We start from the raw sequence: 26,618 nt of genomic DNA, 5'->3' as shown, positions 1-26,618 counted from the left end.
AAAAGCGGGCCGCGGCCTCGAAAAGCGGAACAGCCGAAAAGCGGAACAGCAGAACAGCAAAAAAAGTGGAACAGCGGGTGAAAAGGCAGACGTGAAACGGCGCCGGTGGGAGAGCGACGGCGCTCAGACCGCGTCGGGGCCGGTCGCTCCCGTCCGGATCTGACAGGCCGACTCGACCGGGAGGACGAAGATCTTCCCGTCGCCCGGTTCACCGGTCTGCGCGCCGTCTTGAATCGCTTCGACGACGTCCTCTGCGGGGGTGTCGGCGACGACGCACTCGATCTTCACCTTCTGATGGAGGTCGACCGTGTACTCCTCGCCGCGCCACTGCCCCTTCTTCGCGGGCTGAGAGCCGCGCCCGGAAACGTTCGTCACCGTCAGCGACGGCGCGCCCGCCTCCGCGAGCGACTGTTTCACGTCCGAGAGCTTGTCGGGGCGGATGTACGCCATCACCATCTGAATCTCCGATTCACTCATCGTCGCTCACCCCCGCGTCCGCGGCGGTCGGGTCGTCAGCGGGGAGCGCTCCGCCGTTGGCGGGGGAACTCCCTCCATCCGTGCGGAGCTCCGCGCCGCCGTCGGTGGCGACGGTGCTGTCGCGGCGCTCGTTGGGAACGAACTCGGGGTAGACGGAGACGCCGTGTTCGCCCTCGTCGAGCCCTTCGGTCTCCTCTTCCTCGCTCACGCGCAGGCCGACGAGCGCGTCGATCACGGCCAGGATGACCGCCGAGGCGACGATGGTCCACAGCGCGATGACGACGACGCCGACGATCTGGAGCGCGAACTGGTTGGCCGAGAAGCCGCCGACCGCGAAGATCGGGATCAGCGCCGTGCCGACCGCGCCGGCGACGCCGTGGACGGCGAAGACGCCGCAGACGTCGTCGATCTTCAGCCTATCGACGGTGAAGTGGAACGCCGGCAGGACGAGGAAGCCGCCGAGCCCGCCGAGCAGCGCGCCGCCCCACCACGTGACGTGCGGGACCGCGCCCGTGACGGCCACGAGGCCGGCGAGGATGCCGTTCGCGGTCCAGAGCGGATCGGGCTTGCCCTGGTAGCGCGAGGAAGTGAGCATCGCCATCGCGCCGCCGGCGGCCATGCCGAGCGTCGTCACGAGCGCGACGCGACCGAGCGCCGAACCCATGAACGTGAGCGTCCCGTCGTCGCCGACGGCGAGGATCGTCGCCTGCGTGCCCACGTTGAAGCCGTACCAGCCGAACGCGAGGATGAACGTGCCGAGGACGGCGAGCAGCATCGAGTGCCCCGGGATGGGTTGGCTGTTGCCGTTCTCATCGTAGCGGCCCTTGCGCGCGCCGACCATCTTGGCCGCGACCAGACCGGCGATGCCGCCGCACATGTGGACGACCGTCGCGCCGGCGAAGTCGAGGTAGCCCGCGCCGAGTGCGCTCCCGATGAAGCCGTTGGCCGAGAGGAGCCCGCCGCTCCACGTGAAGCCGACGACGACCGGGTAGATCAGTGCGACCACCACGATCGTGAACAGCACGTACGCGTCGAAGTTCATCCGTTCGGCGACGGCCCCGGAGACGATCGTCGCCGCGGTCATCGCGAAGACCGCGCCGAAGAGCCAGCCGATCCACGCGTTCGAGTCGCCGATGTGGCCGAACGCGCCGGCGATGTCGCCGCCGGAGGTGAGACCGCCGATCATCACCGCCACGGCGGCGCCCACGACGAAGTAGACGAGCGTCCCGAGGATCCAGTCGGTCATGTTCTTCATCAGCACGTTGCCGACGTTCTTCGCGCGGACCTGCCCGGATTCGAGGAGCGCGAAGCCCGGCTGCATGAAGAAGATCAGGAACGTGACCACCAGTACCCAGACGTTGTTGATCCCGTTCGCGACGGTCGTCGGGTCCACCTGTAATATGGAATTCATATGTGCACCTCTTTTAGCGAACGTTTGTCCACCTGTGCTCCGAATCCAACGTGATTCACAGTGTATCTCACGAGATACCCTCAAGAGAAGACAGTATATAAATCTTGGAGTTGAATATCCCAAAAATACCTATGTGTGAATAGACAATCGTATGATTTGGTGTAAAATATAAGGTGTATAAGGTGGTGGGATGGACGGAATAACGGAGGGATCCGATGAATCTCTGGACGAACGTTCAGGCAATTCCTGCCAGCGTGCCCGGTTCAGCGCTCGCGCACGGCGGGACGGCGTTCGGTACCGACTCGCGCCGCCGGCGCCGATAGACGCACGGGCCGCTTCGACCGTCGCCCCCGCGGGAGGAAGTGCGCGGGTTCGGAGGCCCCCGTATCAGAGGTGCTCGGCGACGTCCTCGGCGAAGTACGTGACGATGAGGTCAGCGCCCGCCCGTTTCATCGAGAGCAGCGACTCCTGAGCGGCCTCCTCGAGGTCCAGCCACCCGTTCTCCGCGGCGGCGTGCAACATCGCGTACTCGCCGGAGACGTTGTACGCCGCGACGGGGCGGTCGAACTCACGGCGGACGGCCGAAACGACGTCGAGATACGCCAGCGCGGGCTTGACCATCAGCACGTCCGCGCCCTGTTCGACGTCGAGACGGACCTCTCGAAGCGCCTCGCGGCCGTTCGCGGGGTCCATCTGGTAGTGCCGCCGGTCGCCGAAGGCCGGTGCGCCGTCGGCGGCGTCGCGGAACGGGCCGTAGAATGCGCTCTCGTACTTCGCGGCGTAGGACAGGATCGGTACCGACGAGTAACCCGCGCGGTCGAGTCCCTCCCGGATCGCGCCGACCATCCCGTCGGTCATCGAACTCGGCGCGACCATATCGGCGCCCGCCTCGGCGTGTGACACCGCCGTCTCCGCGAGCAGGTCGAGCGTCTCGTCGTTCCGAACGGTCAGCGTCGGGCGCTCGGCCGCGTCGGGTTCGAGCACGCCGCAGTGCCCGTGGCTGGTGTACTCACAGAGGCAGACGTCCGTGATCACGTACGCGTCCGTCTCCGCGGTGATGTCGCGGACGGCCCGCTGGACGACGCCGTCTTCGGCCCACGCGCGCGTCCCGCGTTCGTCCTTCGACTCGGGGATCCCGAACACCATCACCGCCTCGACGCCCGTCGCGAGCACGTCCTCGACGCGTTCGACCGCCTGCTCGACCGGGACGCGCTCTTGTCCCGGCATCGACTCGATCGGCACGCGCTCGTCGGTGGTGGCGTCGACGAAGATCGGTGCGACGAGGTCGCGCGCGTCCAGTCGCGTCTCGCTGACGAGCGGTCTGATGCCGTCCCGCCGGAGTCGTCGCGGGCGGTCGGTGAGGTCCATACGCGACCGTTCGCGCCCGGCGGAAAAAATCGCATCGGAGTGGCCGGGACGGCCGCCTCGTCGGAACGAAACGGGTTTGTGGCGCTCGGCCGAAAGAACACCCAATGCAGCCCTCGGTGATCGCCCTCCAAGTCGACGCGATGCCACCGCGCTTGCTGGCGCTCCTGGAATCCGAGTGGGCCTACGTCGCGCTCTTCGGCGTCTTCGTCCTCGAGGGAGCGATGCTGATGTACTTCATGCCGAGCGAGCTCATCGTCCCCGGATCGTTGCTCCTGCTCGGCAGCGACTCGCTGCTCCCAATCCTCGGTATCGCGGTGCTCGGCGCCACGGTCGGCCAGTACGCCCTGTTCAAGATCGCACAGCGCGGCGGTCGGGAGTACCTGCTCGGGAAGTCGTGGTTCCGCGTCGACGAGTCGAAGCTGGACCGCTTCGACGGGTGGTTCGAGCGGTGGGGACCGGTCGTCGTCCCCGTGAGCAACGCGCTGCTCTTCACGCGCGGGATGCTCACCGTCCCCGCCGGGTTCGCGGAGATGGACGACCGGCAGTTCGTCGCGCTGTCTGCGGCCGGCACGCTCGCCTTCGAGGTCGCGCTCGCCGGACTGTATCTTTACGCCGGAACGCTGCTGTGACCACACGACAGAACGCCGCTGTAGCGGAGCGCTCGCGGCCGCCGAGGAAGAGCGGGGCCGCGAGAGGAACGTCCCCGGAGGATTTTTCGACGTACGACACGTGCGAACGAGACGTGAGCGACTTCGACGAGGAAGCAGAGCGGAAGCGACTCCGCGAAAAGTACGAGAAAGACGAGGAGCGGCGCAAGGAGACCCAGCAGATGAGCGAGCTGCTGCTGAAGGGAGCGACGATGACGAACCGCCACTGCGACGAGTGTGGCTCCCCCATCTTCCGCTATCAGGGCCAGGAGTTCTGCCCGAGCTGTCAGCGGACGGTCGGGGACTCCCAGCCAACGGGGGACTCCCAGCCGGCGGCGACCTCGCAGTCCTCGGCGGCCTCACAGCCGTCGTCGGCTTCCGGTGATGCGAGCCAGGCGAGCGGGGCGGCGACGCCGCCCGACGGGCGCTCGGAGGACCAGTCGGTGGACGTCGACGCGGGGGGCGACCGCGCGAGCGACGAGCGGCGGGCGGTCGACGCCGGGGGCGCGAACGCCGAGGGCGATGCGGCACGACCGACCGCGGGCGCGAACTTCGAACGCGACGCCGCACGGCCGACCGGCACGGCTGCGTCGGCGTCGCACACGGAGGGGCAGACAGCGGCTCCGAGCACGCGGGCCGCTCGCGAATCGCTGCTTCGGGCGCTGACGCGTCACGCGCGCTTCGCGGAAGAGACGGACGAACCACGGCGGGCGCGCGACCACCTCGCTGCGGCCCGCGAGGCCGCTGAGGCGCTCGAGGCGCTCGATTGACATCCTCCCCGCGCTGAAGCGCGAGGATTCCCACGGCACTGTACCGCTGGGTTGGGATATTGTGGTTTACGACGTGACTTGTTCTTGAGGTGCGAACGCACCAGTTTCCTTGTCAAACAAAAACGTCGATGGCTGTGCCAACCAGCCGTTACTCCTATTCACCGAGAGAGTCGGCGAACTCGGAGATCCTTTCTGCCGAATGTTCTCAGCGCCGTTCACATCCGCGTTCGCCACTGTACCGCACTCATCGCAGACATACAGCCCGCGTTCAACACGGTTCGCCTTTCGTTCCCGACCACAGCACGAACACGACTTCGAGGTATCCCGCTCAGATACGGACTCAACCGTGATGCCTTCCATCTCGGCCTTGTATTCGAGAAGGTCGGTGAAGCGGTCAAACGCCCACGAGTGTAAGTCGAGATTCCCGTGTGTACCCCAGTTCTTTGACTCGCCGTTCTCCTCATCCTCACGGATGCCGGAGAGATCGCCCACCACGATAGTTCCAATTTCTTCCTCAACACACCGTTGGACGATATGCTTGGAGAGCGTATGGAAGTAGTGAGTGCGGCGGGACGACTTCTTCTGGTTCAGTCGGGTGGCCTGCTCGGAGTTCGAGTCATCACACCGAGCGATTCGCTTGCTGAAGTAGTAGTCGTCCTGTTTCAAGCAGTTCAGCGGGTATAGCTCGCTGTGACCGTCTTCATAGGCGAGTGCCGCGAAGTGGGTGATACCGAGATCAACACCCACAGTCTTCTCACCGGGGCCGTCAGCCACGTCGATTTCAACCTTACAGACGAAGTGTAGTTCCCACTCGTCGCCCGTCCAGACAATCTTGACTTGTTGGACGTTCTCCACGGCGGAGAGGTCAACTTCGGGGCGAGTTTGGTACGTACACAGGATGAAATCCGACCAGTACTCCTTCAGGTTCGATCCTTTTGAGAGTCGAACTCGGTCGTACTGCGTGTCGAGTTTGAAGCCTTTCTGCTTGAATGTGACCGTGGAACGCGGGTGGTTGTCGCCGTGTTTGCGGTAGCCGGGCGGGTTCGCTTTCGTGTCTCCGTTGTGTCGATTGCCGTACCAGCTGTTGAACGCCTCAGCGAGTTCTTGAAGGACTCGCTGACTTGACTGAGAATGCAGGTCATCATAGCGTTCGTGGGTTTTGAGGTACGTGGTGAGTTCGTTGTGGTTCGGGATGTGATCGATTTCATCCCAGATCCGACTACACGTCCACCGTCCGATGTTCCAGAGTTTCGAGGCTGCGAACCCGAGCGAATCAAGGTCGTCTTGCACCCGCGACTGGTTCCGTATGGAAGCAGTGTAGGTGCGAGTGACGACCTGTTTCGCCATACGTAACCTATGTAGAATATATTACTTGAATGTGTGTATTGGAGCAGCGTGGAATATCCAGCCGTGCCATCGAACGGTGGACCGTGAAGGGTAGTGTCGGATTCATCCCCGCGCTAAAGCGCGAGGCTTTCTCCTCGATTCTCCGTAACCGCTTCTGTCGGCCTCAGGCCGCCAGCAGGCCGGCTAACTGAAGCCTGACGTGGCCGAGATACGGCACCCGAACGCGTGCGGATCCGCGGATCCACTCCGGTCTGACGGGGCCGGCCAGATCGCTCGCCTGGTCGTACTGCGCGTTCGCGTCCCCCTTCGTGATGAACCCGTCGTGCGGCGCGGGGCAGTTCGGGAGTTGCTCACAGCTGTTCGCGCGGACGTGAGACGGGTTCGCGCGGTCGTACCAGTTCTCTCCCTCCTCGACGTGGAAGTGCGCGCGGTGGATGATCGGCGACCCGACGCGGGTCGGCGGGTCGTAGATCACCACCGAGCCGTTGCCGCCGAAGCTCCTGTAGCCCTCCTCAGTGCCGATTTCGACGGTAACGATACCGGTGTCACCGTAGGCGTAGTCGGGCGTGAATCGGTGCTCCTCGGTCACGAAGATGAGATCCCCCCGCTGCATCTCCGGCTCCATACTGCCGCTCTCGACGGCGACCATCGGGGGCCAGACGCCGCTGATCGCAAAGAGGAGGAGGCCGACGGCGACGACCGCGAGAGCGCTGTAGAGCGTCTCTCGAATGTACAGAAGCGGACCGCTCTGTGCGGTCCGAAAGCGGGTGATGAGCCCGGCGTTCGAGCCGGCGGCCCGAGAGCGGGGTTCGGGCCGCGGTCGCCGCTTGGACCGACGCGACGCCGCGACACCGGCGGGGATCTCGGGGTCCGCGGCGTCGTCGTCGGATGGACCATCGGTCGGGTCGGTATCGCCGTGTCCCGCGTCAGCGTCCGCACGTCCCGCGTCGCGGTGGTCGCGTTCGGCGTTGTAGCCGCGCTCGTCGCGCTCGTCGCGATCGTTCGGGGTCGTCGCCTCCTCGCGACGACCGGGCGCGCCCGCGTCACCCTCTTCGTCCGTCATCTACCCGACGTTCTCCGTGGCCGCGTTTTAACCTTCTGGGCTTCTCCCGCATCTCCCGTGTCGGGTCGGGGAGGCGGTGCCGCGTTCAGTACGCTTTTCTTTCACTGTCCCGTTCGGCCGGTGTGCCTCTGGAGACGCCGGTGCGCATCGTGTCCGAACTCGCCGAGCGCGGCTACAACGCCGAACGCGAGGCGGTGACGCTCCTCGCGGGTGCCGACGACCCCGCGAGCGCGCTCGAGCGAGTCGTCGAGCACGCCGAGGAGGACGCGCTCCGGATCACCACCGCGGACGTTCGAGCGGTCCTCGAACGAGCGCAGCCGGATCGCGGTGCGGCTGCCGGAGATTCCAATCCAGACCCCCCTGTTTCCACTGGAAATGACGATATAACATCCGATCAGGCGTCCACTTCTTCCGGTGGGTCGTCTCCAGTCGAAACAGAGGGCGGGTCCGAAACAGCGGAAACGGCGGAAGCGGTGGAGGGAGCGGATGCAGCGGAAACGGCGGAAGCAGCAGATGGAGCGGAAACAGCGGAAGCGGCCGATGGAACGACTTCCGACCCATCCGAGACCGGTACCGCGACTCCCGCCGACGAGACGACGGCGACCGCCGGAGACGCGTCGGGGATCGCCGACAGCGCGGCCGCTCGAACCGTTGACCCGACGCTCCGATCGCTCGAGGTCGAGGGCGACGTGACCGGACAGAGCACCGGAACGGGCGAGTACGGGGACTTCGTGAAGGTGTTCAGAGACCGCTACGAGAAGCTCGCAAAGCAGCTTCGCGGCCGCGTGAACCACCGGCCGGCGGACGCCATCCAGTCGATGAGCGGCGGGACCGACGCGGCGATGATCGGCCTCGTCAACGACATCCGCTCGACGAAGAGCGGCCACTGGCTCGTCGAACTCGAAGACACCACGGGGACGTTCCCCTGTCTCGTGATGAAAGACCGCGAGTTCGCCGGGCTCGTGGACGAACTGCTGCTCGACGAGTGCATCGCCGTCGAGGGGACACTCGCGGACGACGCGGGAATCATGTTCGTCGACTCGATGTACTTCCCGGACGTGCCGCGCACGTACTCGCCGAACACCGCCGACAGACCCGTGCAGGCGGCGCTCATCTCCGACGTCCACGTCGGGAGCCGGGAGTTCGTCGCCGACGCGTGGGACCGGTTCGCCGACTGGCTCCACACCGAGGACGCCGAGCGCGTCGAGTACCTCCTCATCGCGGGCGACATGGTCGAGGGCGTCGGAGTCTACCCCAATCAGGACGAGGAACTCGACATCGTCGACATCTACGAGCAGTACGAGGCGTTCTCCGAGCACCTCAAAGACGTTCCGGGGGATATGGAGATTCTGATGATCCCGGGCAACCACGACGCCGTCCGCCTCGCGGAGCCACAGCCCGGGTTCGACGAGGAGCTTCGAGAGATCATGTCGGCACACGACGCGCGGATCACGGGCAATCCCTCGCTCGTGACCGTCGAGGGCGTGAAGATACTGATGTACCACGGCGTCTCCCTCGACGAGGTCATCGCGGAGTTACCGCCGGAGAAGGCGAGCTACGAGGACCCGCACAAGGCGATGTATCAGCTCCTGAAGAAGCGACACGTCGCGCCGCAGTTCGGCGGGAAGACGCGGCTCGCGCCCGAGGAGAAGGACTACCTCGTGATGGAGGAGGTCCCGGACGTGTTCCACACCGGTCACGTCCACAAACTCGGCTGGGGGAAGTACCACAACGTCCTCGCGGTCAACTCCGGGTGTTGGCAGGCGCAGACCGACTTCCAGAAGTCCGTCAACATCGACCCCGACGTCGCCCACGCTCCCATCCTCGATCTCGACACCCTCGATATGACCGTTCGGAAGTTCATCTAGGTCCCGATCGGATATTCGCCTACGCTCCCGGTCGGAACCGGTACCGAGTCGTCGGCTCGCCCTCGAACGACGGGCCCGCGCCGACGGTCTCGAAGCCGGCCGCCTCCGCGGCGGAAGCGGCGCTGTCGTCCACGTCGGGAACGACGAACTCCACCTCGAGCCCCTCGCTCACGGCGAAGCGTATCGGCTCCGCGAGGAGGCGCTCGGCCACCGCCGCGTCGCCCGCGAGCTGCGTGACGTGCACACGACCGCCCCGGACGTCGAACGCGACGAAGCCGAGAACCGACTCGGTGGCGTCATCGGCCGACGAATCGGCGGACGCACTGTCCCCGGGGTCGGCGTCGCGTTCAGTTCGAGCGTCACGTCCAGTCTGGGCGTCGGGTTCGGTTCGGGCGTCGGATTCGGGCCCCTCGTCGGGATCGGACGGGTCGTGGCCGGCGACGTCGGCGAACGGCCCGGGATCGGTCGAGCGTTCGACCGCGAGACGGACCGTTCGGTCGTGAACGACGTTGCGGAGCGCGTCCGCGGGGAGGTCGACGATAGCGCCGAGCGTCTCCGCGTCCGCCTCGACGGCGTCTCGGACGGTCACGCTCATATGTCCCTATTCTCGCGGAGCGACTTAAACGACGGGCGCGGCGGGAAGAACTCGGCAACCGTTGAGACGGGAGACAAGATTTTACACTCCCCCCGGCAAAGATCGGCTATGCCAGAGCACCACTCGCAGTTCTGTCCCGTCTGTCGACAGGAGGACTCCCGATGCGCGTAGTCGCGAAATTCGGCGGCACCTCGCTCGGAAGCGGGGACCGGATCAACCGCGCCGCCGACTCGATCGCCGCGGCCGTCGAACAGGGCCACGAGATCGCCGTCGTCGCGAGCGCGATGGGGAACACGACGGACGCGCTCCTCGAGGAGATCGAGTTCGACGCCGACGACCGCGACCGCGCGGAGATCGTTTCGATGGGCGAACGGACCAGCGTCCGGATGCTCAAAGCCGCACTCGCCGCCCGCGGCGTCGACGCAATGTTCGTCGAGCCCGGCAGCGACGACTGGCCGGTGATCGCGAACGACCTCGGCGAGGTCAACGTCGAGGAGACCAAGCGCCGCGCGGCCAAGCTGGCCGAGGAGATGGACGCGGTCGTGCCGGTGATCACCGGGTTCCTCGCACAGAACCTCGACGGCGAGATCACGACGCTGGGTCGCGGCGGCTCCGACACCACCGCCGTGATGCTCGGTCGGTACGTCGACGCCGACGAGGTCGTCATCGTCACGGACGTCGAGGGTGTCATGACCGGGGACCCCCGCGTCGTCGAGGGCGCGCGCAACGTCGGCCGGATCACCGTCGACGAGCTCCGGAACCTCTCGTTCCGCGGTGCGGAAGTCGTCGCCCCCTCCGCGCTCTCGTACAAAGACGGCGATCTCGACGTCCGCGTCGTCCACTATCAGCACGGCGACCTGCTGACCGGCGGGACGCTCATCGAGGGCGAGTTCGAGAACCTCATCGATATGCAGGAGGACCCGCTCGTCTGCGTCACGGTCGCCGGGCGCTCGATCCGGAACAGCCCGGGGATCCTCGCCGACCTCTCGCAGGCGCTTCGGGAGGCCGACATCAACATCGACGCCGTCGCCTCCGGGATGGACTCGGTGACGTTCTACGTCGGCGAGGACCGGGCCGAAGAGGCCGAGAACCTCCTGCACGAGCAGGTCGTCAACGACCAGACGCTGTCGTCTGTCACCGTCGACGACGACATCGCGGTGGTCCGCGTCACCGGCGGCGAGCTACCGAACCGCCCCGGCGTCATCCTCGACATCGTCCAGCCGATCGCGGAAGCCGGGATCAACATCCACGACGTCATCACCTCCGCGACCTCGGTCGCCATCTTCGTCGCGTGGGACGACCGCGAGGAGACCCTCGAGATCGTTCAAGACGAGTTCTGAGGCGAATATAGTAGCGTTTGCAACGGTTTGCGCATCCGATCGCACGACTGCGTGCGATTAAGTGTGCAATGACTTGCAAACGCTACTATACCCGCTCTCGAAGCGCAGTTTCGGAGCGCTCCTGCAGGTCGTGTGGTCAGCGGTTGCCGAGCCCCAAGTGATTAATGGCCAACGCCCCGTCCGTAGAACGGAGATAACAAATGGGATTTCTCGATTCATTCGGTGCGTTAGTCAGTAGTGTAATCGCGGCGCTCGTGATGCTCGTGTTCGCCATCCTCAGCTTCTTCGTCACGGTGTTCATCGTGCAGGTCGGCGCGGGGCTAGCGGGCTACTCACCCAGCGGCGACTTCGTGGTACTGTCTGCGGCGCTGCTGGCGACCGGTGCGATCGTCGCCGGCGCGTCGCCGATGACCGGGCTGAGCGGCTTCGCCGACTCGCGGTAATCCGATAGCGAGGGACGTCACAGCGTCCCGACGGGCAGACAGCGACGCGTTCTCACCGTCCCTCGTACAGTCGCTCGCCGATACGATCGGGAAGTCCAGCCTCGCGCACGGCGTCCGCGACGGCGTCGACGTCGTACTCGACGCGCCGCTCCTCGACCGTTCGGTCGTCGATGTCGACCAGCGCGTACGCCGCCCGGGGATCGCCGTCCCGCGGTTGCCCGACGCTGCCGGGGTTCATCACGATGCCGTCCGCGAAGACCTCGTGCCCCTGCACGTGCGTGTGACCCATCACGAGCACCGCCTCCTCGCCGAGCATCTCCGGGGAGAACTCCGCGGGGTACGTGTAGCGGTCCGGATCGTCGGGGTGGCCGTGGACCAGTTTCACGCGGCCGCCGAGGGCGGTTCGGTTGTCGGGGAGCGCCGCCAGCCACGCGAGGGCGTCGTCGTCGAGTGCCGCCCGAGCGTGCTCGACGCCGGCGGCGGCCATCGAGTTGAAGCGGAACGGCGTTTCCGACGCGGTCGCGCGGTCGTGATTGCCCATCACGGTCGGGATCTCCCGCTCGCGGACGGCCGCGACGCACTCGGCCGGCCATGGGTTGTAGCCGACCACGTCGCCGGCGCAGACGATGGCGTCGACGGGGGGCAGGTCCGCGAAGACGGCGTCGAGTGCGACCCGGTTCGAGTGGACGTCGGAGATGACGGCGACCCGCATACCCGACGGTACGAGCGCCGGAGACAAAAGGCTCAGTTCCGGACTCCGGGGGGTGTCGCTACTCGCCGTTGTAGCAGCCGACCGCGACGTCCCCGCCGTCGTAGGTGACGCCCGCGGCGCAGACCGCGTGCTCGTACGACAGGTCGTAGGCGCGCTGTGCGATGTCCGCGGGGTCGTCCGCCGCGCCGCCGTCGAAGTCGATGCCGGTGGGCGCGTTCTCCTCGTAGGTGGCGACGAGCGTGGGCGCCTCGACGGACTCGACCAAGAGCGCGTCCCGGCGGACGATACCGACGAACGACTCCTCGCCGACGACGCCCGCGACGCGCGGGGTGTCGTAATCGTCTTTCTCGTAATCGAGCGCCAGAAGCGACGACGCGAGGGCGTCGCGCGCCGGGTAGCCGAGGTCGAGTTTCTCGGCGATCGGGTCGACGTGGGAGCCGTTCCCGACGACGACGGCCTCGCCGCCCTCGCGGACGCAGTTGTAGGAGACGTAGGGATTGTCGTTCTCGGGCGCGTCGGGCGTCGGAGCGACCGTCAGCGTCCCGTCTCGGTCGACGATCTGTCGGTTCGGAAACGATCGAGAGGAGACGCGGTACGCGCCGAAGTCGGGCGCGACGATCACGAATCGGCCGATGTACATACACGAACGTGGCCAAGAACGGAATAAATAGGTGATGGATTGTACACGATAGCGGGATGCCGAGAGAGCGGCAAGCGGGGTGTCGTCTCCGATTGGATAGCGTCTGGGGAACGAGTACAAGGGACAGATAATGGTCCTCTGTGACCGCTGACACCCAGTCAGAGAACCGCGCGGGCCAACCGATACTAACCGAGCGTTCTACAGTGTGGGGAAAATTAAATTTTTATATATAACATATTTTTTGATAAGTGAGGAGAGATGGGAATATGAGATCACCGAAGGGGTATGATGTATTACGGTCTAATTATGGGGCCACAGTCCGGCGAGCTCCTGTATGAGAGGATCAGTCACTAGGAGAGTACGAATAATTCAATAAGTTCTGGCTTTTAGCACCCCTAATCTCTGATTTGTTGTGAACCGTGTACCGTTTCTGAGGCATGTATCCCGGATCGATGCTGGCTGAGGATAGCTGTCAAATGTAGTTATTCGGGGATAAATCTCCGAATTTGAAATGTCTATATTATAAATGAATCGTAGAGTTATATTTTTACAAATATTTTTCGTGCGTGGGGGTCAGAGCTCGAACAATCGGGCGGCGTTTTCATAGAGGATCTTCTCTCGGGTCTCATCGTCGAAGTCCATCTCCTCGAAGTCCTCGAGCCACGTCTTCGGTGTGACCATCGGATAGTCCGACCCGAACAGCACCTTGTCCGTGATCCGCGACTTCGCGTAGTGGATCACCTCGTCGGGGATGTACTTCGGCCGCCATCCCGAGAGATCCATATAGACGTTTTTCTTGTGCGTAACGATCGACAGTTGCTCCTGGTGGAACGGCCACGCCGGGTGGGCGATGATGATCGTGAGCTCCGGGTGGCGCGCCGCGACGTCATCGACGTGGATCGGTCGCGTGTGTCTGAGCTTGAGCCCGTCACCGCCGGGACTCCCGGCGCCGATACCGGTGTGCCCCCCGTGGAAGAGCACCGGCTTTCCCAGTTGCTCGAGGGTGTCCCACAGTTCGTCGAAGCGTCCGTCACTCGGCGTGAACCCTTGGACGGCCTGCTGGAATTTGAACCCGTCGAGGTCCAGATCTTCGACGGCTCTGACCGCCTCCTCGCAGGCTTTCCGACCCTGGTGTGGGTCGACGCTCGCGTATCCGAGGAAGAGGTCGGAGTCGTCGCGTACGTCCGCGACCCAGTCGTTCGGAATCGGCGGCGTCCCCGTATTGGTTCGGCTGTCGAGTGCGAAGAGCACCGCCTTGTCGATCCCCCACTCCCGGAACTTCTCTTCGGTCTCCTCGATGGGTTCCGGAGAGAGGTCCTTCCCGAAGTACTCGAGCGCGTGCTGCAGTGACTCCCCGCCTTGGTCGAAAAACAGGTCATTGGCCGGGTGGACGTGTGTGTCGATGATCTCTGGCATCGCTTCAGAGAGCGAAGACGGGACACATAAACGTTTCACTCCGGGAGACCACTCCCGCCGCGGTCTCCACCGTCGAGCGCGCCGTCACTCCTCGATCGCCTCTCCGACACCCACGTACCGATTGAGGACGTCGGGGCGGGTACGGAGTTCGGCGGTTCCCCCCTCGAAGACGATCTCCCCCTGATCGATTATGTAGTGATGGTCTGCGACCGACATCGCCGCGGTGACGTTCTGTTCGACCATAAGCACCGTGACCCCCTCCCGTTTGATGTCCTCGATGATCCGCAGCACTTCCTCGACGATCTGGGGGGCGAGGCCCTCGGTCGGTTCGTCTAACAGCAACAGGTCGGTCCGACCAACGAGCGCGCGAGCGATCGCGAGCATCTGCTGTTCGCCCCCGCTGAGTTGCTTGCCGAGGTGATCGGAACGCTCCTCGAGGCGGGGAAACAGATCGTACACCTCTGCGACCGAAAACCGGTGTTCGGACCCGCCGAGTTCACCCATACGCAGGTTCTCGGCCACCGTGAGCTCGGGGAAGATTTGCCGGTCTTCGGGCACGTACGAGATCCCCCGTCGGCTGCGCTCGAATTCGGGGACCGAACCGACCTCCCGGCCTCGGAGTGTCACAGTGCCAGCGGTCGGAGAGAGGACGCCCGCGATCGTGCGGAGGGTCGTGGTCTTGCCCGCTCCGTTGCGCCCGATCAGCGAGACCGTTTGGCCGGGGGCGATATCCAAGGAGACGTCCCGTAGGACGTCGATAGCCCCGTACGAGGCGCAGACGTCAGCCAACTCGATCAGGGTCTCGGCGTCCGACTGCGAGCGGTCTATCGGTGGTTCCGACTCGTCGCCCTCGAGGCGGTCCATGGCTCCGGTACCCTCCCTGTCTGTGCCGAGGTAGGCCCGCTGGACGTCCTCGTTCCGCTTCACCGCTTTCGGGTCGCCCCGCGCGATGAGACGGCCGTTCTGGAGGACGGAGATGGTATCGGAAGCATCCATCACGAGCTCGATGTCGTGCTCGATCATCACGATCGTGATCTCCCGATCGGCTGCCAGCCGCTGGATGATGTCGGCGGTGTTCGTGCTCTCCTGCCGCCCCATTCCCGCGGTCGGTTCGTCCAAGAGCAGTAACTCGGGGTCGGTCACGACGCTGATCGCGATCTCGAGTCGGCGCCGGTTCCCGTGGCTGAGGTTCTTCGCCATCTCTTGTGTCCGGTCGGCGAGACCGACCTCCCGAAGGACCGCTCGAACGCGCTCTCGGATCTCCGAGTCAGCGTCTTCGGGAGCGCGAAACGACCGTCGGTGGTCGTATTTCGACTGTAGGGCAACGTGGACGTTTTCGGCGACCGTGAGACCGAGATAGACGTCCGAGTCTTGGAACGAACGGGCGATACCGCGCCTCGCGATCTGGAACGGCGGGTCGCCCGTGATGTCGTCTCCCCGGAAGTAGACGTTCCCGTCGGTCGGCTCGTACAGCCCGGTGATGACGTTGAACAGCGTCGACTTTCCGGCCCCGTTCGGTCCGATCACGGAGTGGACGGTCCCGGATTCGACCGACAGGTCGACGCCGTCGAGGGCGGTCAGCTCACCGAACCGTTGTGTCAGGTTCTCCGTTCGGAGCACCGTCATCGGTTTTCCTCCGAGGCGTTCGCGCTCGCTTCCGGAACACTCGGTCCGCCCTCCCCGGCCGACCCGTCGGGGCGACCGAATCGAGGCCCGACGAATCCGGCGAGTTTCGAGTAGACGCTCACGAGGCCGCGCGGAGCGAACATCACAGTCAGAACGAGTAAGAGCCCGAGAACGAAGCGCCAACTGTCGATGTACGACGAGAGCAGCAGTTGCATTCCCGCGTAGATACCGCCGCCGATCAGCGGCCCAAACAGGGTTCCCATCCCGCCGAGAATGACACTGAACAGCGCGTCGCCGGAAATCGTCCAGTGGAGGACGTTGGGCGTCACGACGCTCTGTGATCCGGCGTAGAGCACGCCGGCGACGCCGGCGACGCCACCCGACAGCGCGAGCGTCCGTCGCTTGTACACCGACGTGTCATAGCCGAGGAACGAGGTCCGGCGTTCCCCTTCACGGATGGCCTCTATCACTCGGCCGAACGGCGAGTCCAACATCCGAACGACGAGTCCGTACGTGACGACGACAGATGCGAGCGTGATGTAGTAGAACACGACCGTACTGTCGACAGTGACTCCGAGGAGCGTCGGTGACGGGAGCGCAGTGAGGCCATCGGATCCGCCGGTCAAGTCCGTCCACGTCACCGAGAGTTGGTAGAACAGCTGTGTGATCGCCAAGGTGACCATCGCGAAGAAGACGCCGGCGAATCGGATAGAGACCGCCCCGACAAGCCACGCGACGGCCACGGTGAGCGGGACCGCAACGAGGAGGGCGACGAGCAGCGAGTTCGTGGCATTGAGAAAGAGCAGACCGGTGGCGTAGGCGCCGAGACCGAAGAACGCGGCGTGACCGAACGAGAGGAGGCCGAGTCGCCCGAGGGCGAGATCGAGGCTCAGGGCGATGAGCCCCCACACGAGCATAATACTGAGGACGCCGACGTAGTACGCTGAACCGACGCCGACCGCGATGATCGGAATGAGAGCCATCACGGCGACAGCCGCGAGCGCGCGGCGGTCACGGATCGGAACCGGGTCGATTCGTCGCTGATAGCTGATCTTCGAGGCCTTCGAGGCCACCTTCGCGAGGTCGTACTGACCGAACAGGCCTTGCGGACGGAGAAGGAGGGTTCCGAGGAGGATCCCGTAGATGTAGAATCCGGTGAGCTGCGGGACGTACGTCTCACCCAAGGTCGTCGTCACGCCGATCAACAGGCCCGCGATCACGGAGCCGCGGAAACTTCCCAGTCCGCCCAGGATGACAACGATAAATGAAACCAGCAGTATCTCGTTGCCCATGTTCGTATTCACGGCGAACAGTGGCGCGGCGAGCACGCCGGCGACCGCCGCGAGGACGGATCCGAGGACGAACACGAGCGTGAAATACCGCGAAACATCGATACCCAAGCTCTTGACCATCTCGCGGTTCTGCGACCCGGCACGAACGACCAAGCCGAAATCAGTGTAGCGGAAAAACGCCCAGATGCCGATCGAAACGAGGATGCTCGCGCCGATGACGAACAGCCGGTACTTGGGATAGAAGATGCCGCCGAACTGGATCGGACCGGCGAGCGCTTCGGGCGTCGGAAACGCTCGTTGACTCCCGAAGACGGCGCCAGTCCCTTCGATGATCATGAGCGAGAGGCCGAACGTGAGAAGCAGCTGATACGCCACCGGTCGGTCATAGAGGTGGTGGAGCGTCAGCCGCTCGATGACGCCGCTGGCGGCCCCGACCAGAAGCGGGGCGAGGAGAAGCGCCAGCCAGAAGTTCCCGGTGGCGCCCATCACGACCACACCGAGGTACGCACCGAGCATATAGAGGCTTCCGTGGGCGAAGTTGAGGATGCCCGAGACGCCGAAGATGACGGAGAGCCCGGAGGCCACGAGCACGTAGAGGAGCCCCAGCGCGACCCCGTTAAGCAACTGCACGACGAAGAGGTTACTAAATGACATTGGCTCCGGCTCAAGCTATCGCGAGCAGCCCGACTCCTCACACGGAACCATCTTCGACTCGCTGTCGAGCGTGGTGATGATATCGCCGCACGGATACCCGTATTCCTCGGATGCAACCATTTCAGCGACGTGGACCGGCCGCTGACAGGAGTGATCACACTCCCTGAACGACACCTCACCCATCGGTCCCACGACCTGAACAGACTCGAGCGCCGCGGTGACATCGCCGAACGACGTCGTACCGGCCTCCTCTACCGCTGCCTTGTACAGGTGCAACGCCTCCCACGCGTCTTTCGCGTAGTCGTTGGGCAACGAGTCGTACTCGGCGGCGAAGCTACTTACGAACTGGTCGTTCTCTGCGGAATCGTAGAACGGGGTGAAGCGAGCCTGCGAAACGTACCCCTCTATCGCGCCCCCCGCTCCCTGGCGGGTTGGCTGACTCGACGCAGGGCCGTAGAGATCGACTTGCTCTGCGAGCCCAAACTGTTGTGCCTGTTTGAGGAACCCGACGAGGGCACCACCGGCAACGCCGAGGTACGCCCAGTCCGGGTCCGCAGACGATATCTGACTGACGACGTTCGAGAAGTCAGTCGCGTCAAGCGCCGACGTCGTGACGTCCAGCACCTCTGCGTCTCGATCGGCCAGCGCGGCTTGGACGCCGTCTCGGACGTCGTGCCCCCACGCGAAGTCCAGGATGTGTATCCACCCTTGCGAACCGGAGCGTTCCAGCATCGTTGGCACGATCGCTTTACTCCGGGTGGTCGGGTCGATGTTCGTTGGGAACGTCGACTGTTGGCACGCTTCGCCGGCCAACGCCGTCGAGGAAACCGGCGTGAGATACGGAGTGTTCTCCTCGTTGGTGTAGGGAGCGATCCGCAGCGCGCTCGGAGAGAGATTGGCTCCGTACAGGAGGTCGACGTTCTCGTTCTCGATCAGTCGCTGCGCTTTCTCCAATGCGGTTTTCGGATTCGCGTTCGTGTTTTCGTGGATGACCTCCACCTGCTGCCCGTCGATTCCTCCCGCTTCGTTGATCCGGTTCACCGCTAGCTTCACACCGCGTTGTTCCTGCTTCGCAGCGTCGATGACGGGGGGTGCGAGCGCGTGGAGCGTCCCGATCTTGATGGCATCACCGCCGGCCGACGACGTCTGGCTACCGGCGGAACCGCCGGTGGTCGTTCTCGACTGACTCGTCGATTCGCCCTCGGTTCCGGTGCCACCGCCGCTGCAGCCGGCTAAACCGAGGAGTCCAGTTGCACATACGCCTGTCTTGATAACCTCTCTGCGACGCATACTACCAAGAGAATATTCGATAATTATAAATTTTGTGTAGGTGGTTTGTCATTTTCGCCGATCTCACCGACGAGTGGATCTCAGGCGTCATCGTGCGCTCGGTCACGTTCCGTACTGATACTTTATCGTGATCGTATCTACCGTGCTACGCAGGTGCTGCAACAGCTCCTGTCGGTAGTTTTTGTTCGTGATGCGGCCGGTGGGACACGCGATCGCGAGGACCCCTTTCAGTTCGGTAGCGACGACGAGTGGGACGGAGATGACCCCCATCCCCCGGACCTGCTCGTTCCAGTCGTACGCGTACTTCGCCTCCCGTATTCGGTCGATTTCGGCCTCGAGCGTCCCACGGTCCGTGATGGTCTCTTCCGTCACCGGATGTAAGCCGTGCTCGTCGAGTATCGCGTCCTTCCGCTCGGTGTCCATATACGCGAGGAAGACTTTACCAGATGCGTGCGTGTGTAACGGCAGTGATTGACCCGGATACGTTCCCAACTCGAGCCCCTTGTCTCCCATCTCCTGATGCAGGATGAACGAGCGTCCACCCTGTTCTACGATGAGTGTCACCAGCTCTTCGGTTTCTCTCGTGAGATCGGAGATGTCCCTCTTTGCGACCTGAAAGAGCCGGTTGTGGAACTTCAGCTGCGAGCCGATCGTCAGAAACTGGTAACTGAGCTCGTAACTCCCGCCGTCGTTGACGAGGTACCCTGCCTCCTCGAGCGATCGGAGATAGAGATGAGCAGTGCTCTTCGGGAGGTCGAGTCGATCGGACAGCTCAGACGGTCCGATAGCCCGTCGTTGCAAGAGCACTTCGATGACCTTGAACGCACGCTGAACGGACATCATCGGGGGTGTCCCCGTTGTCATAGGCGTAGTCAAGAAAAGCACATATAAAACCTCTTTGGGGAGAGAGCGGTCGCACGACCGAATGGGCGATGACGTGTGAACCCGACGACACTCGCTCCCCTTCTCGGTCGCGCACCCGACTTCTCACGGGGATCGTCCAGCAGTATTGAACGAGTCCCTCCCCGTTTTTGTGAATATATTATGAAAAATAATTCGGTACGCTCACTGTATGTCTATTCATTTCGGGAGAATTTTCGGTATCCTGTTAGATAACAAGTGTACGCCCGTTACCTACATCGGTAACCGGCATTGTTCAGTATTACCAGATGATAAAATACGTCGTCTGGGGATCGCCGCCGGACTGACGCAGCGGGGGCAGTACCGTTGTCACCCCCGGTTCGCTCGCACGAGTGGTGCCACGTTGTATGTACACGTGTGACAGGCAAAAGTGGCCATCCGGCACTGAAGAGTTCGCGCGTAAGCGACGCACTGAGGCGGCGGCGAACGGTCGAGAAACGCTATGCTCGATCCGATTTGAGACGCCTCGAGCCTACAGTCCGCCCAGCGGGGATCGTACTTCGCTCTCACGCTCTGTCGGACTGCGGCCAGAGCGTTCACTATCACTGGACGGAAAGAGACAGTAGGACGGTCTTGCGGAATTGATCCGCCGAGGTGGTGACAACTTGTGCTATGAGACTGTGAGGATCCGTCCGATGTCGTCCATCTCGTCGAGCCCCTCAATCGTCTCCAGCAACGCCTCGGCTTGGTCTCTGCGTAGTCTCGTTTGCACGCAGTCGCTGAACTTATCGTGGAGTTCGTCCCGAGAGACACGGTTCCCGGGGTATCCCGGTGGGGTCTCCTTCCGGCGGCGAAGTTCGGCACCGTCGGTGGTCGTGACCCGAAGCTCGGTAGTGAAAGACGTGTACTCGAGATCGGGGTCGACTGAAACAGTTATGCGTTCACCGACTTCGCGAGTCCGCTCGTTCGGCAGCGCCTCGTCGCGAAAGAGGTCGAGGCCAATCGAGTCATACAGGAGCGCACAGGCGATCGTGTAGTGGTTGGAGAACTTCGCTTCCAGTCCCGTCGCGGGAGCGGGATTTTCGAGCTTTGCGCCTTCCGAGACGACCGCCTCTATCCGGTCGATCGAGTCCGCAGTGAGATCGTGCTCGGCTTTCAGCTCTTCCATCAGTTCGATGCCCGCGTGCGTGTAGTAGCACGACGGGTACTTTTTGAAGATGCCGCCGTCCTCGATAATTCCCCACGTGTCTCCGAGGCGATGCGTGGCCTCCCCGACCGCGTCCGAACCGGAGAACAACTCGAAGAACCCCTCCTCGTGGTCGAAGGCCTCCTCGGAGGCCGTAAATCCGCCGTCCGCGAGGTAGGCGGCCGTGATTCCGGATCGAACGGCGTGCCCGGCGTGGAGGGGCTTCGTCATACTGCCGACGTTAGCGCTGGACCCGGACGAGAGCGAGACGCAGATGTTCAGCGCGTTACGGATCGCGGTCACGTCGAGATCCAACAGCACCGCCGCGACCGTGGCTGCGCCGAACGGACCCAAGATCGCTGTCGGGTGCCATCCGTTCTGTACGTGTGCCGGCGTGAGGGCGCTGTCGAGGTAACACTCGACTTCGTACCCGGCGACAAACGCGGTGATCGCTTCGCGGCCGGTGACGGAATCGACGTCGCTCGCGACGGCGAGAAGCGGCGGGACCAGCGTCGCGCTCGGGTGGCCCGTCATACTCGGCCCCACGTCGTCGTAGTCGAGGCCGTGGGCCGCCGTCCCGAGAATCAGGCCCGCGTTTGTCGGCGACGTGCGGTGGTCGGTCCCGGGTATCGGCACGCCGGACGGTTGCGCCGAGAGACGACGGTCGACCTCGCAGGTGACCCGTCCCGCTCCCTCGTCGAGTCCGGCAATGGTCACACCGACGGTGTCTAAGACGCACTGTTGTACGATCGGCGGGGCCTCCGACGGGAGATCGCTGTAGGTCAATTCGCCGACGAATGTGGCCAACGTCTCGGCTGTCGAACCGTCTCGGTCCATACTGCCACGAGTCGTTGCGGCGGAAAAAGTGTTTCTCTGACGTGTGTGTCGCGTCCGTTCGGTCGTACGATCGTCACGCGTCTCGCGACATTCCTCCCTCGTCTCACAGGCGCTACGATAATAACTTCTAATACACTCGCCTTCGCCGTGGGTGTATGGCCTCGTTCTCCGAGAGGATTCAGAGCGTTTCGCCGTCAGGCATTCGAAAGGTGTTCGATTCGGCCGCTGACGACGCGATCAACCTCGGTCTCGGTCAGCCGGACTTTCCGACGCCCGAGCACGCCCGGCGTCGGGCGCTCGAAGCGATACGGAACGGCAACGCCGACGCGTACACGCCGAACAAGGGGACGCACTCGCTCCGGGACGCCATCGCCGCGAAGTACGACCGCGACTACGGCCTCGCGGTCGATCCGGACGACATCATCGCCACCGCCGGTGGCTCCGAGGCGCTGCATCTGGCACTCGAAGCCCACGTGAGCGCCGGGGAGGAAGTCATCTTCCCCGATCCGGGGTTCGTCTCCTACGATATGCTGACCAGAGTCGCCGGCGGGACGCCGAAGCCCGTCGGACTCCGGGACGATCTCACGCTCGATCCCGCAGCCGTTGAAGCGGCCCTCACGGACGAGACAGCGGCATTTATCGTGAACAGCCCGGCGAATCCGACCGGGGCGGTCCAGAGTGAGGCGGATATGCGCGCGTTCGCCCGTATCGCAGACGAGCACGACGTTCTGTGCGTCTCAGACGAGGTGTACGAGCGCATCGTCTACCAAGGAGCGCACTACTCCCCGCTGGAATTCGCCGAATCCGACAACGTCGTCGTCGTGAGCGCGACCTCGAAGACGTACTCGATGACGGGGTGGCGGCTCGGATGGGTACTCGGATCCACGCGGCGGATCGACGAGATGCTCAAGATCCACCAGTCGATTCAGGCCTGCGCGTCGGCGCCGGCACAGTACGCCGCGGAGGCGGCACTCGCAGGCCCGCAAGATCCGGTGACGGAGATGGTCGACACGTTCGAGAAGCGGCGTGATCTCGTCGTGGACGGACTCGAAGACGCCGGGCTGGACGTTACGGTTCCCGAAGGATCCTTCTACGTGATGCCCGAGGTTCCGTCCGGGTGGTGTGATGCGATGCTGGAGCACGGTCTGATCGTCGTCCCCGGCGACGTCTTCGGCGAAAACGGCGCTGGCTACGCGCGGCTGTCGTACGCGGCGGGGACCGAGGAGCTGCAAGACGCGATGGAGATTGTCCGGGACGTGACCCAGACCGTCCACGGCTCTCGTTAGAACTGCTTTTCGAGAATCGTGTTCTCCTCGCCGGAGTTGTGATCGACAGTTGTGACTGTCACGCCGTCCGCACCGACGTCGAGGAAGGCGTAGGTGGTGACCTCACCCGTGTAGACGTGATAGTAGTGCTTCTTGTAGAGATATTCCACTCCATCGACGTTCGATGACCCCTCTGCCGCCGCCTGCGCGGTGTGCCCCTGCGGACAGACGACCTTGTCGTACGACGAGAGAATGTCGTGAACCGTGCTGTGGTTCCGACAGACCCAGTAGAGGTTTGTTAGTTCCTGTGTCTCCGTCTGTGAACTCGCCAGCGGATCACCGGGCGTAAGCGTCGCGTGGTGGTGGAAGTAGACCACTTTAGCGTTATCCCCTGCCTTCTCCAGTTCGCGATCCAGCCACCTGAGGTCCTTATACGGGACGTATCCGTTCGTCCATCCGTACCCCATATCCGCCGAGCCGCTCACCCAGCCAGTGCCGGCGGTATTCATCATAAATACGGTTACACCGTCGTACTCCTTCTTGTACCGGAGACGGGCGCGGTCGTCCGACTCCACGAAGTACTGAAGCGGGGTATCGTGGTTCCCGGGTGCGGCAACGACGTTGTCGCCGTGACCACTGGCATCGACTAGTTCCCAGAACCGGTCATAGTACTCCGGTGTCGAGTGGGCGTAGTTCCCGCTCCAGAAGGAGTCGCTCTGGAAGACTGCGTCACCGTTAAAGTACAGATCGCTGATCCCGTAGGTCTCAAACAGGGAACGGATGTCCTGAGTGAGTCGTTCGCCTGCTCCGGGCAGATCAGTCCGGTCGACGTCGGGTGAAGAGAAGGGGTCGACGTGACTGTCAGAGAGCCATCCAATGCGGACCATTACAGGGCCTCCAGTTCGAGCGAAACAGTGGTCGCATCGGTAACGAAAGACGACCCCGATACACTCCCAGTCTTCGCTTCGATGATGAACGTATTGATGGGGTACTCGGTGCCGTTGGTTCCTCCCCCGGCACCACCGGCGACGACGTCTTCAAACTCGGTCAGGTAGGCTTCCTCGTACACCTGCGTCGTGCCTTGGCCGGTGAGTTCGACGATGGTTTGACGCGGGTCTTGATCTCTGTCGAGCGGAACGAAATCGCCGGACTCAGTAGTTCTCCCCGGAATATTGGCGATCGAAACCCGGAGACTCGTCGTCGTCTCGTCGTCTCCCTCGAAGTGACTGACCACACGTAAGACCGGAACGTGTCCCGGAGGGAACGGAATCGTCCCATATCCGATGTTCGACCCAACATCTTCATATTCGTTCCCTGAGACCTCAGTCCGTTCGTTGAACGGCTGGATCATCCACGCGGGCCGACGGGTCCCGCTCATCTGAAGCGAGTGGGCGTACGGTCCGATTCCAACTTTTCCGAACTTGTCGCCGGGGGGGGGTCTCCGCGAGACGGGTCGAGACGGAGGAGCGGCCGCCCGAGTCCTCAGCGGTATCTGGTGGTGTCCCATCAGTCGCCCGCTGAGCGCTGCTGGTCTGGGTGACGCCAGCACCGATACCCATCCCGGCGGCCAGTCCGCCGAGTCCGTACAGCGCAGTGCGTCTGGGCACCTCGAATAGTCCCCCGTCGTCGCTGTCGCTATCTTCGTCAGGCATACGTATGGTGTGGTAACATCACACATTATAAAGATTCGGGAGGAACTGTGGGGTCGGGTCGCTGCTGGGTCCAAGCAGGCACGCACGAAAAGGGTGATAGGACATTCGCCGGGTCATAATCGGTCGTCTCGTCAATACCCAATTTTTATTACGGATGGTCTCTCTGCGTGTAGGTATGCGTTCGCATAACAGCCACGAGTCCGTATACTCACGACGTCGACTCCTCCGAACCGGTGCAGTCACGTCGGCGGTCCTGCTCGCCGGGTGCAGCGGGAACGGGGACGACGGGTCAGGGTCGACGGGAGAGGACGGTTCCGGGGATTCCGGGTCCGACGGGGAGTCCCAGACCCAGCTTCGGGTCGGTCTGGAGGACGAGCCGCGACACGACTACGATCCCTTCATCGCGCTCCGGTCGCTCTCGACCCGGATCAACCACCACATCTACGATATGCTGTATGAGTACGACGAGAACTACCAGATCCAGCCGAAAGTCGCGACCGCCGAACCGGAGGTGGAACGTTCCGGGCAGCGGTACATCATCGAGATCACAGACCAAGCGCGTTTCCAGAACGGCGACCCGGTGACGGCCGAAGACGTCCTGTACTCGTTCGTGGGCCGGATCGAAGAGGAGGCGCCAACGAGTGGTGAGATCAGTTACTTGGACACGGAATCGAGCGCGGTCGTCGACGACACGACGGTCCAGCTCGATCTGAAACAGGTCGTCGCGCCGTTCAGAGAGCGGCTGATGACACACATCGTCCCGAAATCAGTTCGCGAAGAGGACCCCGAGGGGTTCTACAACAACCCGGTGGGCTCGGGACCGTACCGGTACGTCGACCACGTCGAGGGCGACTACATCGACTTAGAGCGGTGGGACGACTACTGGGACGATCCCCAGCCCAACATCCCCTCGATCCGGTGGATGCCGATCCCGGACAACTCCGCGAGGCTCTCACAGCTGCTGGCGGGCGACATCCACGCGACGACCCGCCTTCCGCCGGCCGACTGGAACACAATCGAATCGAACGAGGACTGTACGAACGACTCGACAAACGGGTTCGCGCCGCTGTACATCGAATTCAACTGTCGGGACGGCCCGACCGCGAACCCCGACGTCAGAAAGGGGATTGCCTACGCGTTTTCGACCGAGGAGTTCATCAACAACGTCCTGAACGGCGAGGGGCAACGGCTCGTCTCGCCGCTCACGGACACGATTCTGGAGAACTGGGAGCTACCGGTGGAGGAGTACGCGGAGCTGAAGCCGGGGTATGACCCCGAACGGGCGGCGGAGCTACTCGACGGCAACGTCCCCGACGGGTGGGAGCCGCAACTCGTCTCACTGAACCGCGGCTATTATCCGCGCTTCAACGAGATGCTCGCCGGACGGCTGCAGGCCCTCAGCGAATACGGTGTCGACATCAACCCGCAGGTACAGCAGTACGGGTCGGGACGGTTCGCGGACGTGGTATTCAGCGGGGACGCCGAGGACGTCGCGATGTTCGGTCTCGGGTACGGGAATTCGATCCTCGATCCGGACGACTTCATCTGGAACCTGTTCTACGAGGAGCAGGCGGGAATCACCCAGGGGAACTACTACCAAGACGAGGACTTCCACTCGCGGATCGAAGAGGCACGGCGAACAGTCGACAGAGAGCGGCGCAGTGAACTCTACGATTCCATCATTCGAGAGATCCTCGAGCAGACGATTTCACACCCGGTTGCGGTGGCGAACGCCCACATCGGAAAACGGACCGTCGTCCAAGACTACCCGCCGATCGGGTTGCCGATGGAGATGCTCCGGGCGTACTCGCCCCGGAACAACGCCTCCCTTCAGGGCTAACGACAGCTGCACCGCCAA

Annotated in this window: 23 protein-coding genes; 7 read left to right on the top strand and 16 right to left on the bottom strand. The window is 63.5% G+C overall.

What is annotated here, in order from left to right; all coding sequences use genetic code 11:
- Positions 1–123 precede the first annotated feature (123 nt).
- The 3 genes from ACT3HL_RS14685 to hemB all read right to left on the bottom strand — a co-directional run bounded on the left by ACT3HL_RS14685 (position 124) and on the right by hemB (position 3,256).
- Entirely contained in the window at positions 124–477 is a 354-nt protein-coding gene (locus ACT3HL_RS14685) for a P-II family nitrogen regulator (protein ID WP_445087526.1), read from the bottom strand.
- Entirely contained in the window at positions 470–1,888 is a 1,419-nt protein-coding gene (locus ACT3HL_RS14680) for an ammonium transporter (RefSeq protein ID WP_445087525.1), read from the bottom strand. Before ACT3HL_RS14680 ends, ACT3HL_RS14685 begins: the two co-directional genes overlap by 8 nt.
- 387 nt (positions 1,889–2,275) lie before the next feature.
- A complete protein-coding gene (gene hemB, locus ACT3HL_RS14675; protein ID WP_445087524.1) occupies positions 2,276–3,256 on the bottom strand; it encodes a porphobilinogen synthase in 981 nt (326 codons plus the stop codon).
- 104 nt (positions 3,257–3,360) lie between these two features.
- On the opposite strand from hemB, the gene ACT3HL_RS14670 reads away from it, so the two are divergent.
- The gene (locus ACT3HL_RS14670) at positions 3,361–3,885 is read left to right on the top strand and encodes a DedA family protein (protein WP_445087523.1); all 525 of its coding nucleotides are present in this window, start codon (positions 3,361–3,363) and stop codon (positions 3,883–3,885) included.
- Positions 3,886–3,998: 113 nt separating this feature from the next.
- Positions 3,999–4,673 (top strand): Sjogren's syndrome/scleroderma autoantigen 1 family protein, encoded by a 675-nt coding sequence (locus ACT3HL_RS14665; RefSeq protein ID WP_445087522.1) that lies wholly within the window; start codon positions 3,999–4,001, stop codon positions 4,671–4,673.
- Between the two features lie 66 nt (positions 4,674–4,739).
- On the opposite strand, the gene ACT3HL_RS14660 is transcribed toward ACT3HL_RS14665, so the two are convergent.
- Both ACT3HL_RS14660 and ACT3HL_RS14655 read right to left on the bottom strand, forming a co-directional pair.
- Positions 4,740–6,020, bottom strand: a complete 1,281-nt coding sequence (locus ACT3HL_RS14660; protein ID WP_445087521.1) for an RNA-guided endonuclease TnpB family protein — start codon at positions 6,018–6,020, stop codon at positions 4,740–4,742.
- A gap of 163 nt (positions 6,021–6,183) precedes the next feature.
- Complete coding sequence (locus ACT3HL_RS14655; RefSeq protein WP_445087520.1) at positions 6,184–7,083, bottom strand: S26 family signal peptidase; 900 nt, start codon at positions 7,081–7,083, stop codon at positions 6,184–6,186.
- Between the two features lie 122 nt (positions 7,084–7,205).
- Here ACT3HL_RS14655 and ACT3HL_RS14650 point away from each other — a divergent pair, with 122 nt between their 5' ends.
- The gene (locus ACT3HL_RS14650) at positions 7,206–8,951 is read left to right on the top strand and encodes a DNA-directed DNA polymerase II small subunit (RefSeq protein WP_445087519.1); all 1,746 of its coding nucleotides are present in this window, start codon (positions 7,206–7,208) and stop codon (positions 8,949–8,951) included.
- 19 nt (positions 8,952–8,970) lie between these two features.
- Here the strand turns inward: ACT3HL_RS14650 and ACT3HL_RS14645 are convergent, their stop codons facing one another.
- The gene (locus ACT3HL_RS14645) at positions 8,971–9,546 is read right to left on the bottom strand and encodes a hypothetical protein (protein ID WP_445087518.1); all 576 of its coding nucleotides are present in this window, start codon (positions 9,544–9,546) and stop codon (positions 8,971–8,973) included.
- 161 nt (positions 9,547–9,707) lie between these two features.
- Here ACT3HL_RS14645 and ACT3HL_RS14640 point away from each other — a divergent pair, with 161 nt between their 5' ends.
- Together ACT3HL_RS14640 and ACT3HL_RS14635 are read left to right on the top strand one after the other, a co-directional pair.
- Positions 9,708–10,886, top strand: coding sequence for an aspartate kinase (locus ACT3HL_RS14640; protein WP_445087517.1), 1,179 nt, complete (start codon positions 9,708–9,710; stop codon positions 10,884–10,886).
- 200 nt (positions 10,887–11,086) lie between these two features.
- Complete coding sequence (locus ACT3HL_RS14635) at positions 11,087–11,329, top strand: hypothetical protein (protein WP_445087516.1); 243 nt, start codon at positions 11,087–11,089, stop codon at positions 11,327–11,329.
- 52 nt (positions 11,330–11,381) lie between these two features.
- On the opposite strand, the gene ACT3HL_RS14630 is transcribed toward ACT3HL_RS14635, so the two are convergent.
- The 8 genes from ACT3HL_RS14630 to ACT3HL_RS14595 form a co-directional block, all read right to left on the bottom strand.
- Entirely contained in the window at positions 11,382–12,041 is a 660-nt protein-coding gene (locus ACT3HL_RS14630; RefSeq protein ID WP_445087515.1) for a metallophosphoesterase family protein, read from the bottom strand.
- A gap of 58 nt (positions 12,042–12,099) precedes the next feature.
- Complete coding sequence (locus ACT3HL_RS14625) at positions 12,100–12,681, bottom strand: IMP cyclohydrolase (RefSeq protein ID WP_445087514.1); 582 nt, start codon at positions 12,679–12,681, stop codon at positions 12,100–12,102.
- Positions 12,682–13,254: 573 nt separating this feature from the next.
- On the bottom strand, positions 13,255–14,097 hold the full coding sequence (locus ACT3HL_RS14620; protein ID WP_445087513.1) for an amidohydrolase family protein: 843 nt from the start codon (positions 14,095–14,097) through the stop codon (positions 13,255–13,257).
- 84 nt (positions 14,098–14,181) lie between these two features.
- Positions 14,182–15,723 carry an ATP-binding cassette domain-containing protein gene (locus ACT3HL_RS14615; protein ID WP_445087512.1) on the bottom strand — a complete coding sequence of 514 codons (1,542 nt, stop codon included), beginning with the start codon at positions 15,721–15,723 and terminating at the stop codon, positions 14,182–14,184.
- Positions 15,720–17,669: an ABC transporter permease subunit gene (locus tag ACT3HL_RS14610; RefSeq protein ID WP_445087511.1), complete on the bottom strand. Its 1,950-nt coding sequence runs from the start codon at positions 17,667–17,669 to the stop codon at positions 15,720–15,722. The genes ACT3HL_RS14615 and ACT3HL_RS14610 overlap by 4 nt, the downstream gene beginning before the upstream one ends.
- Before the next feature lie 15 nt (positions 17,670–17,684).
- Positions 17,685–18,959: an ABC transporter substrate-binding protein gene (locus ACT3HL_RS14605; RefSeq protein ID WP_445087510.1), complete on the bottom strand. Its 1,275-nt coding sequence runs from the start codon at positions 18,957–18,959 to the stop codon at positions 17,685–17,687.
- Positions 18,960–19,061: 102 nt separating this feature from the next.
- Positions 19,062–19,823 carry an IclR family transcriptional regulator domain-containing protein gene (locus tag ACT3HL_RS14600; RefSeq protein ID WP_445087509.1) on the bottom strand — a complete coding sequence of 254 codons (762 nt, stop codon included), beginning with the start codon at positions 19,821–19,823 and terminating at the stop codon, positions 19,062–19,064.
- Between the two features lie 667 nt (positions 19,824–20,490).
- Positions 20,491–21,843, bottom strand: coding sequence for an MmgE/PrpD family protein (locus tag ACT3HL_RS14595; RefSeq protein WP_445087508.1), 1,353 nt, complete (start codon positions 21,841–21,843; stop codon positions 20,491–20,493).
- Between the two features lie 155 nt (positions 21,844–21,998).
- On the opposite strand from ACT3HL_RS14595, the gene ACT3HL_RS14590 reads away from it, so the two are divergent.
- Complete coding sequence (locus ACT3HL_RS14590) at positions 21,999–23,129, top strand: aminotransferase class I/II-fold pyridoxal phosphate-dependent enzyme (RefSeq protein WP_445087507.1); 1,131 nt, start codon at positions 21,999–22,001, stop codon at positions 23,127–23,129.
- Here ACT3HL_RS14590 and ACT3HL_RS14585 read toward each other — a convergent pair.
- Entirely contained in the window at positions 23,126–23,995 is an 870-nt protein-coding gene (locus ACT3HL_RS14585; protein WP_445087506.1) for a metallophosphoesterase, read from the bottom strand. The two genes, ACT3HL_RS14590 and ACT3HL_RS14585, sit on opposite strands and share 4 nt — an antisense overlap.
- Positions 23,995–24,459 carry a hypothetical protein gene (locus ACT3HL_RS14580; RefSeq protein WP_445087505.1) on the bottom strand — a complete coding sequence of 155 codons (465 nt, stop codon included), beginning with the start codon at positions 24,457–24,459 and terminating at the stop codon, positions 23,995–23,997. The genes ACT3HL_RS14585 and ACT3HL_RS14580 overlap by 1 nt, the downstream gene beginning before the upstream one ends.
- Before the next feature lie 476 nt (positions 24,460–24,935).
- On the opposite strand from ACT3HL_RS14580, the gene ACT3HL_RS14575 reads away from it, so the two are divergent.
- Positions 24,936–26,600 (top strand): ABC transporter substrate-binding protein, encoded by a 1,665-nt coding sequence (locus ACT3HL_RS14575; RefSeq protein WP_445087504.1) that lies wholly within the window; start codon positions 24,936–24,938, stop codon positions 26,598–26,600.
- Positions 26,601–26,618 lie beyond the last annotated feature (18 nt).

The sequence above is a fragment of the Halobellus sp. GM3 genome (assembly GCF_052545375.1).
This window is presented reverse-complemented; position numbering and strand designations above follow the sequence as displayed.

Excerpts from the sequence above, each read along its gene's own strand:
- ACT3HL_RS14685 (WP_445087526.1), bottom strand. The coding sequence starts at position 477 with ATGAGTGAATCGGAGATTCAGATGGTGATGGCGTACATCCGCCCCGAC.
- ACT3HL_RS14680 (WP_445087525.1), bottom strand. The coding sequence starts at position 1,888 with ATGAATTCCATATTACAGGTGGACCCGACGACCGTCGCGAACGGGATC.
- hemB (WP_445087524.1), bottom strand. The coding sequence starts at position 3,256 with ATGGACCTCACCGACCGCCCGCGACGACTCCGGCGGGACGGCATCAGA.
- ACT3HL_RS14670 (WP_445087523.1), top strand. The coding sequence starts at position 3,361 with ATGCAGCCCTCGGTGATCGCCCTCCAAGTCGACGCGATGCCACCGCGC.
- ACT3HL_RS14660 (WP_445087521.1), bottom strand. The coding sequence starts at position 6,020 with ATGGCGAAACAGGTCGTCACTCGCACCTACACTGCTTCCATACGGAAC.
- ACT3HL_RS14655 (WP_445087520.1), bottom strand. The coding sequence starts at position 7,083 with ATGACGGACGAAGAGGGTGACGCGGGCGCGCCCGGTCGTCGCGAGGAG.
- ACT3HL_RS14645 (WP_445087518.1), bottom strand. The coding sequence starts at position 9,546 with ATGAGCGTGACCGTCCGAGACGCCGTCGAGGCGGACGCGGAGACGCTC.
- ACT3HL_RS14640 (WP_445087517.1), top strand. The coding sequence starts at position 9,708 with ATGCGCGTAGTCGCGAAATTCGGCGGCACCTCGCTCGGAAGCGGGGAC.
- ACT3HL_RS14635 (WP_445087516.1), top strand. The coding sequence starts at position 11,087 with ATGGGATTTCTCGATTCATTCGGTGCGTTAGTCAGTAGTGTAATCGCG.
- ACT3HL_RS14630 (WP_445087515.1), bottom strand. The coding sequence starts at position 12,041 with ATGCGGGTCGCCGTCATCTCCGACGTCCACTCGAACCGGGTCGCACTC.
- ACT3HL_RS14625 (WP_445087514.1), bottom strand. The coding sequence starts at position 12,681 with ATGTACATCGGCCGATTCGTGATCGTCGCGCCCGACTTCGGCGCGTAC.
- ACT3HL_RS14620 (WP_445087513.1), bottom strand. The coding sequence starts at position 14,097 with ATGCCAGAGATCATCGACACACACGTCCACCCGGCCAATGACCTGTTT.
- ACT3HL_RS14615 (WP_445087512.1), bottom strand. The coding sequence starts at position 15,723 with ATGACGGTGCTCCGAACGGAGAACCTGACACAACGGTTCGGTGAGCTG.
- ACT3HL_RS14610 (WP_445087511.1), bottom strand. The coding sequence starts at position 17,669 with ATGTCATTTAGTAACCTCTTCGTCGTGCAGTTGCTTAACGGGGTCGCG.
- ACT3HL_RS14605 (WP_445087510.1), bottom strand. The coding sequence starts at position 18,959 with ATGCGTCGCAGAGAGGTTATCAAGACAGGCGTATGTGCAACTGGACTC.
- ACT3HL_RS14600 (WP_445087509.1), bottom strand. The coding sequence starts at position 19,823 with ATGACAACGGGGACACCCCCGATGATGTCCGTTCAGCGTGCGTTCAAG.
- ACT3HL_RS14595 (WP_445087508.1), bottom strand. The coding sequence starts at position 21,843 with ATGGACCGAGACGGTTCGACAGCCGAGACGTTGGCCACATTCGTCGGC.
- ACT3HL_RS14590 (WP_445087507.1), top strand. The coding sequence starts at position 21,999 with ATGGCCTCGTTCTCCGAGAGGATTCAGAGCGTTTCGCCGTCAGGCATT.
- ACT3HL_RS14585 (WP_445087506.1), bottom strand. The coding sequence starts at position 23,995 with ATGGTCCGCATTGGATGGCTCTCTGACAGTCACGTCGACCCCTTCTCT.
- ACT3HL_RS14580 (WP_445087505.1), bottom strand. The coding sequence starts at position 24,459 with ATGATCCAGCCGTTCAACGAACGGACTGAGGTCTCAGGGAACGAATAT.
- ACT3HL_RS14575 (WP_445087504.1), top strand. The coding sequence starts at position 24,936 with ATGCGTTCGCATAACAGCCACGAGTCCGTATACTCACGACGTCGACTC.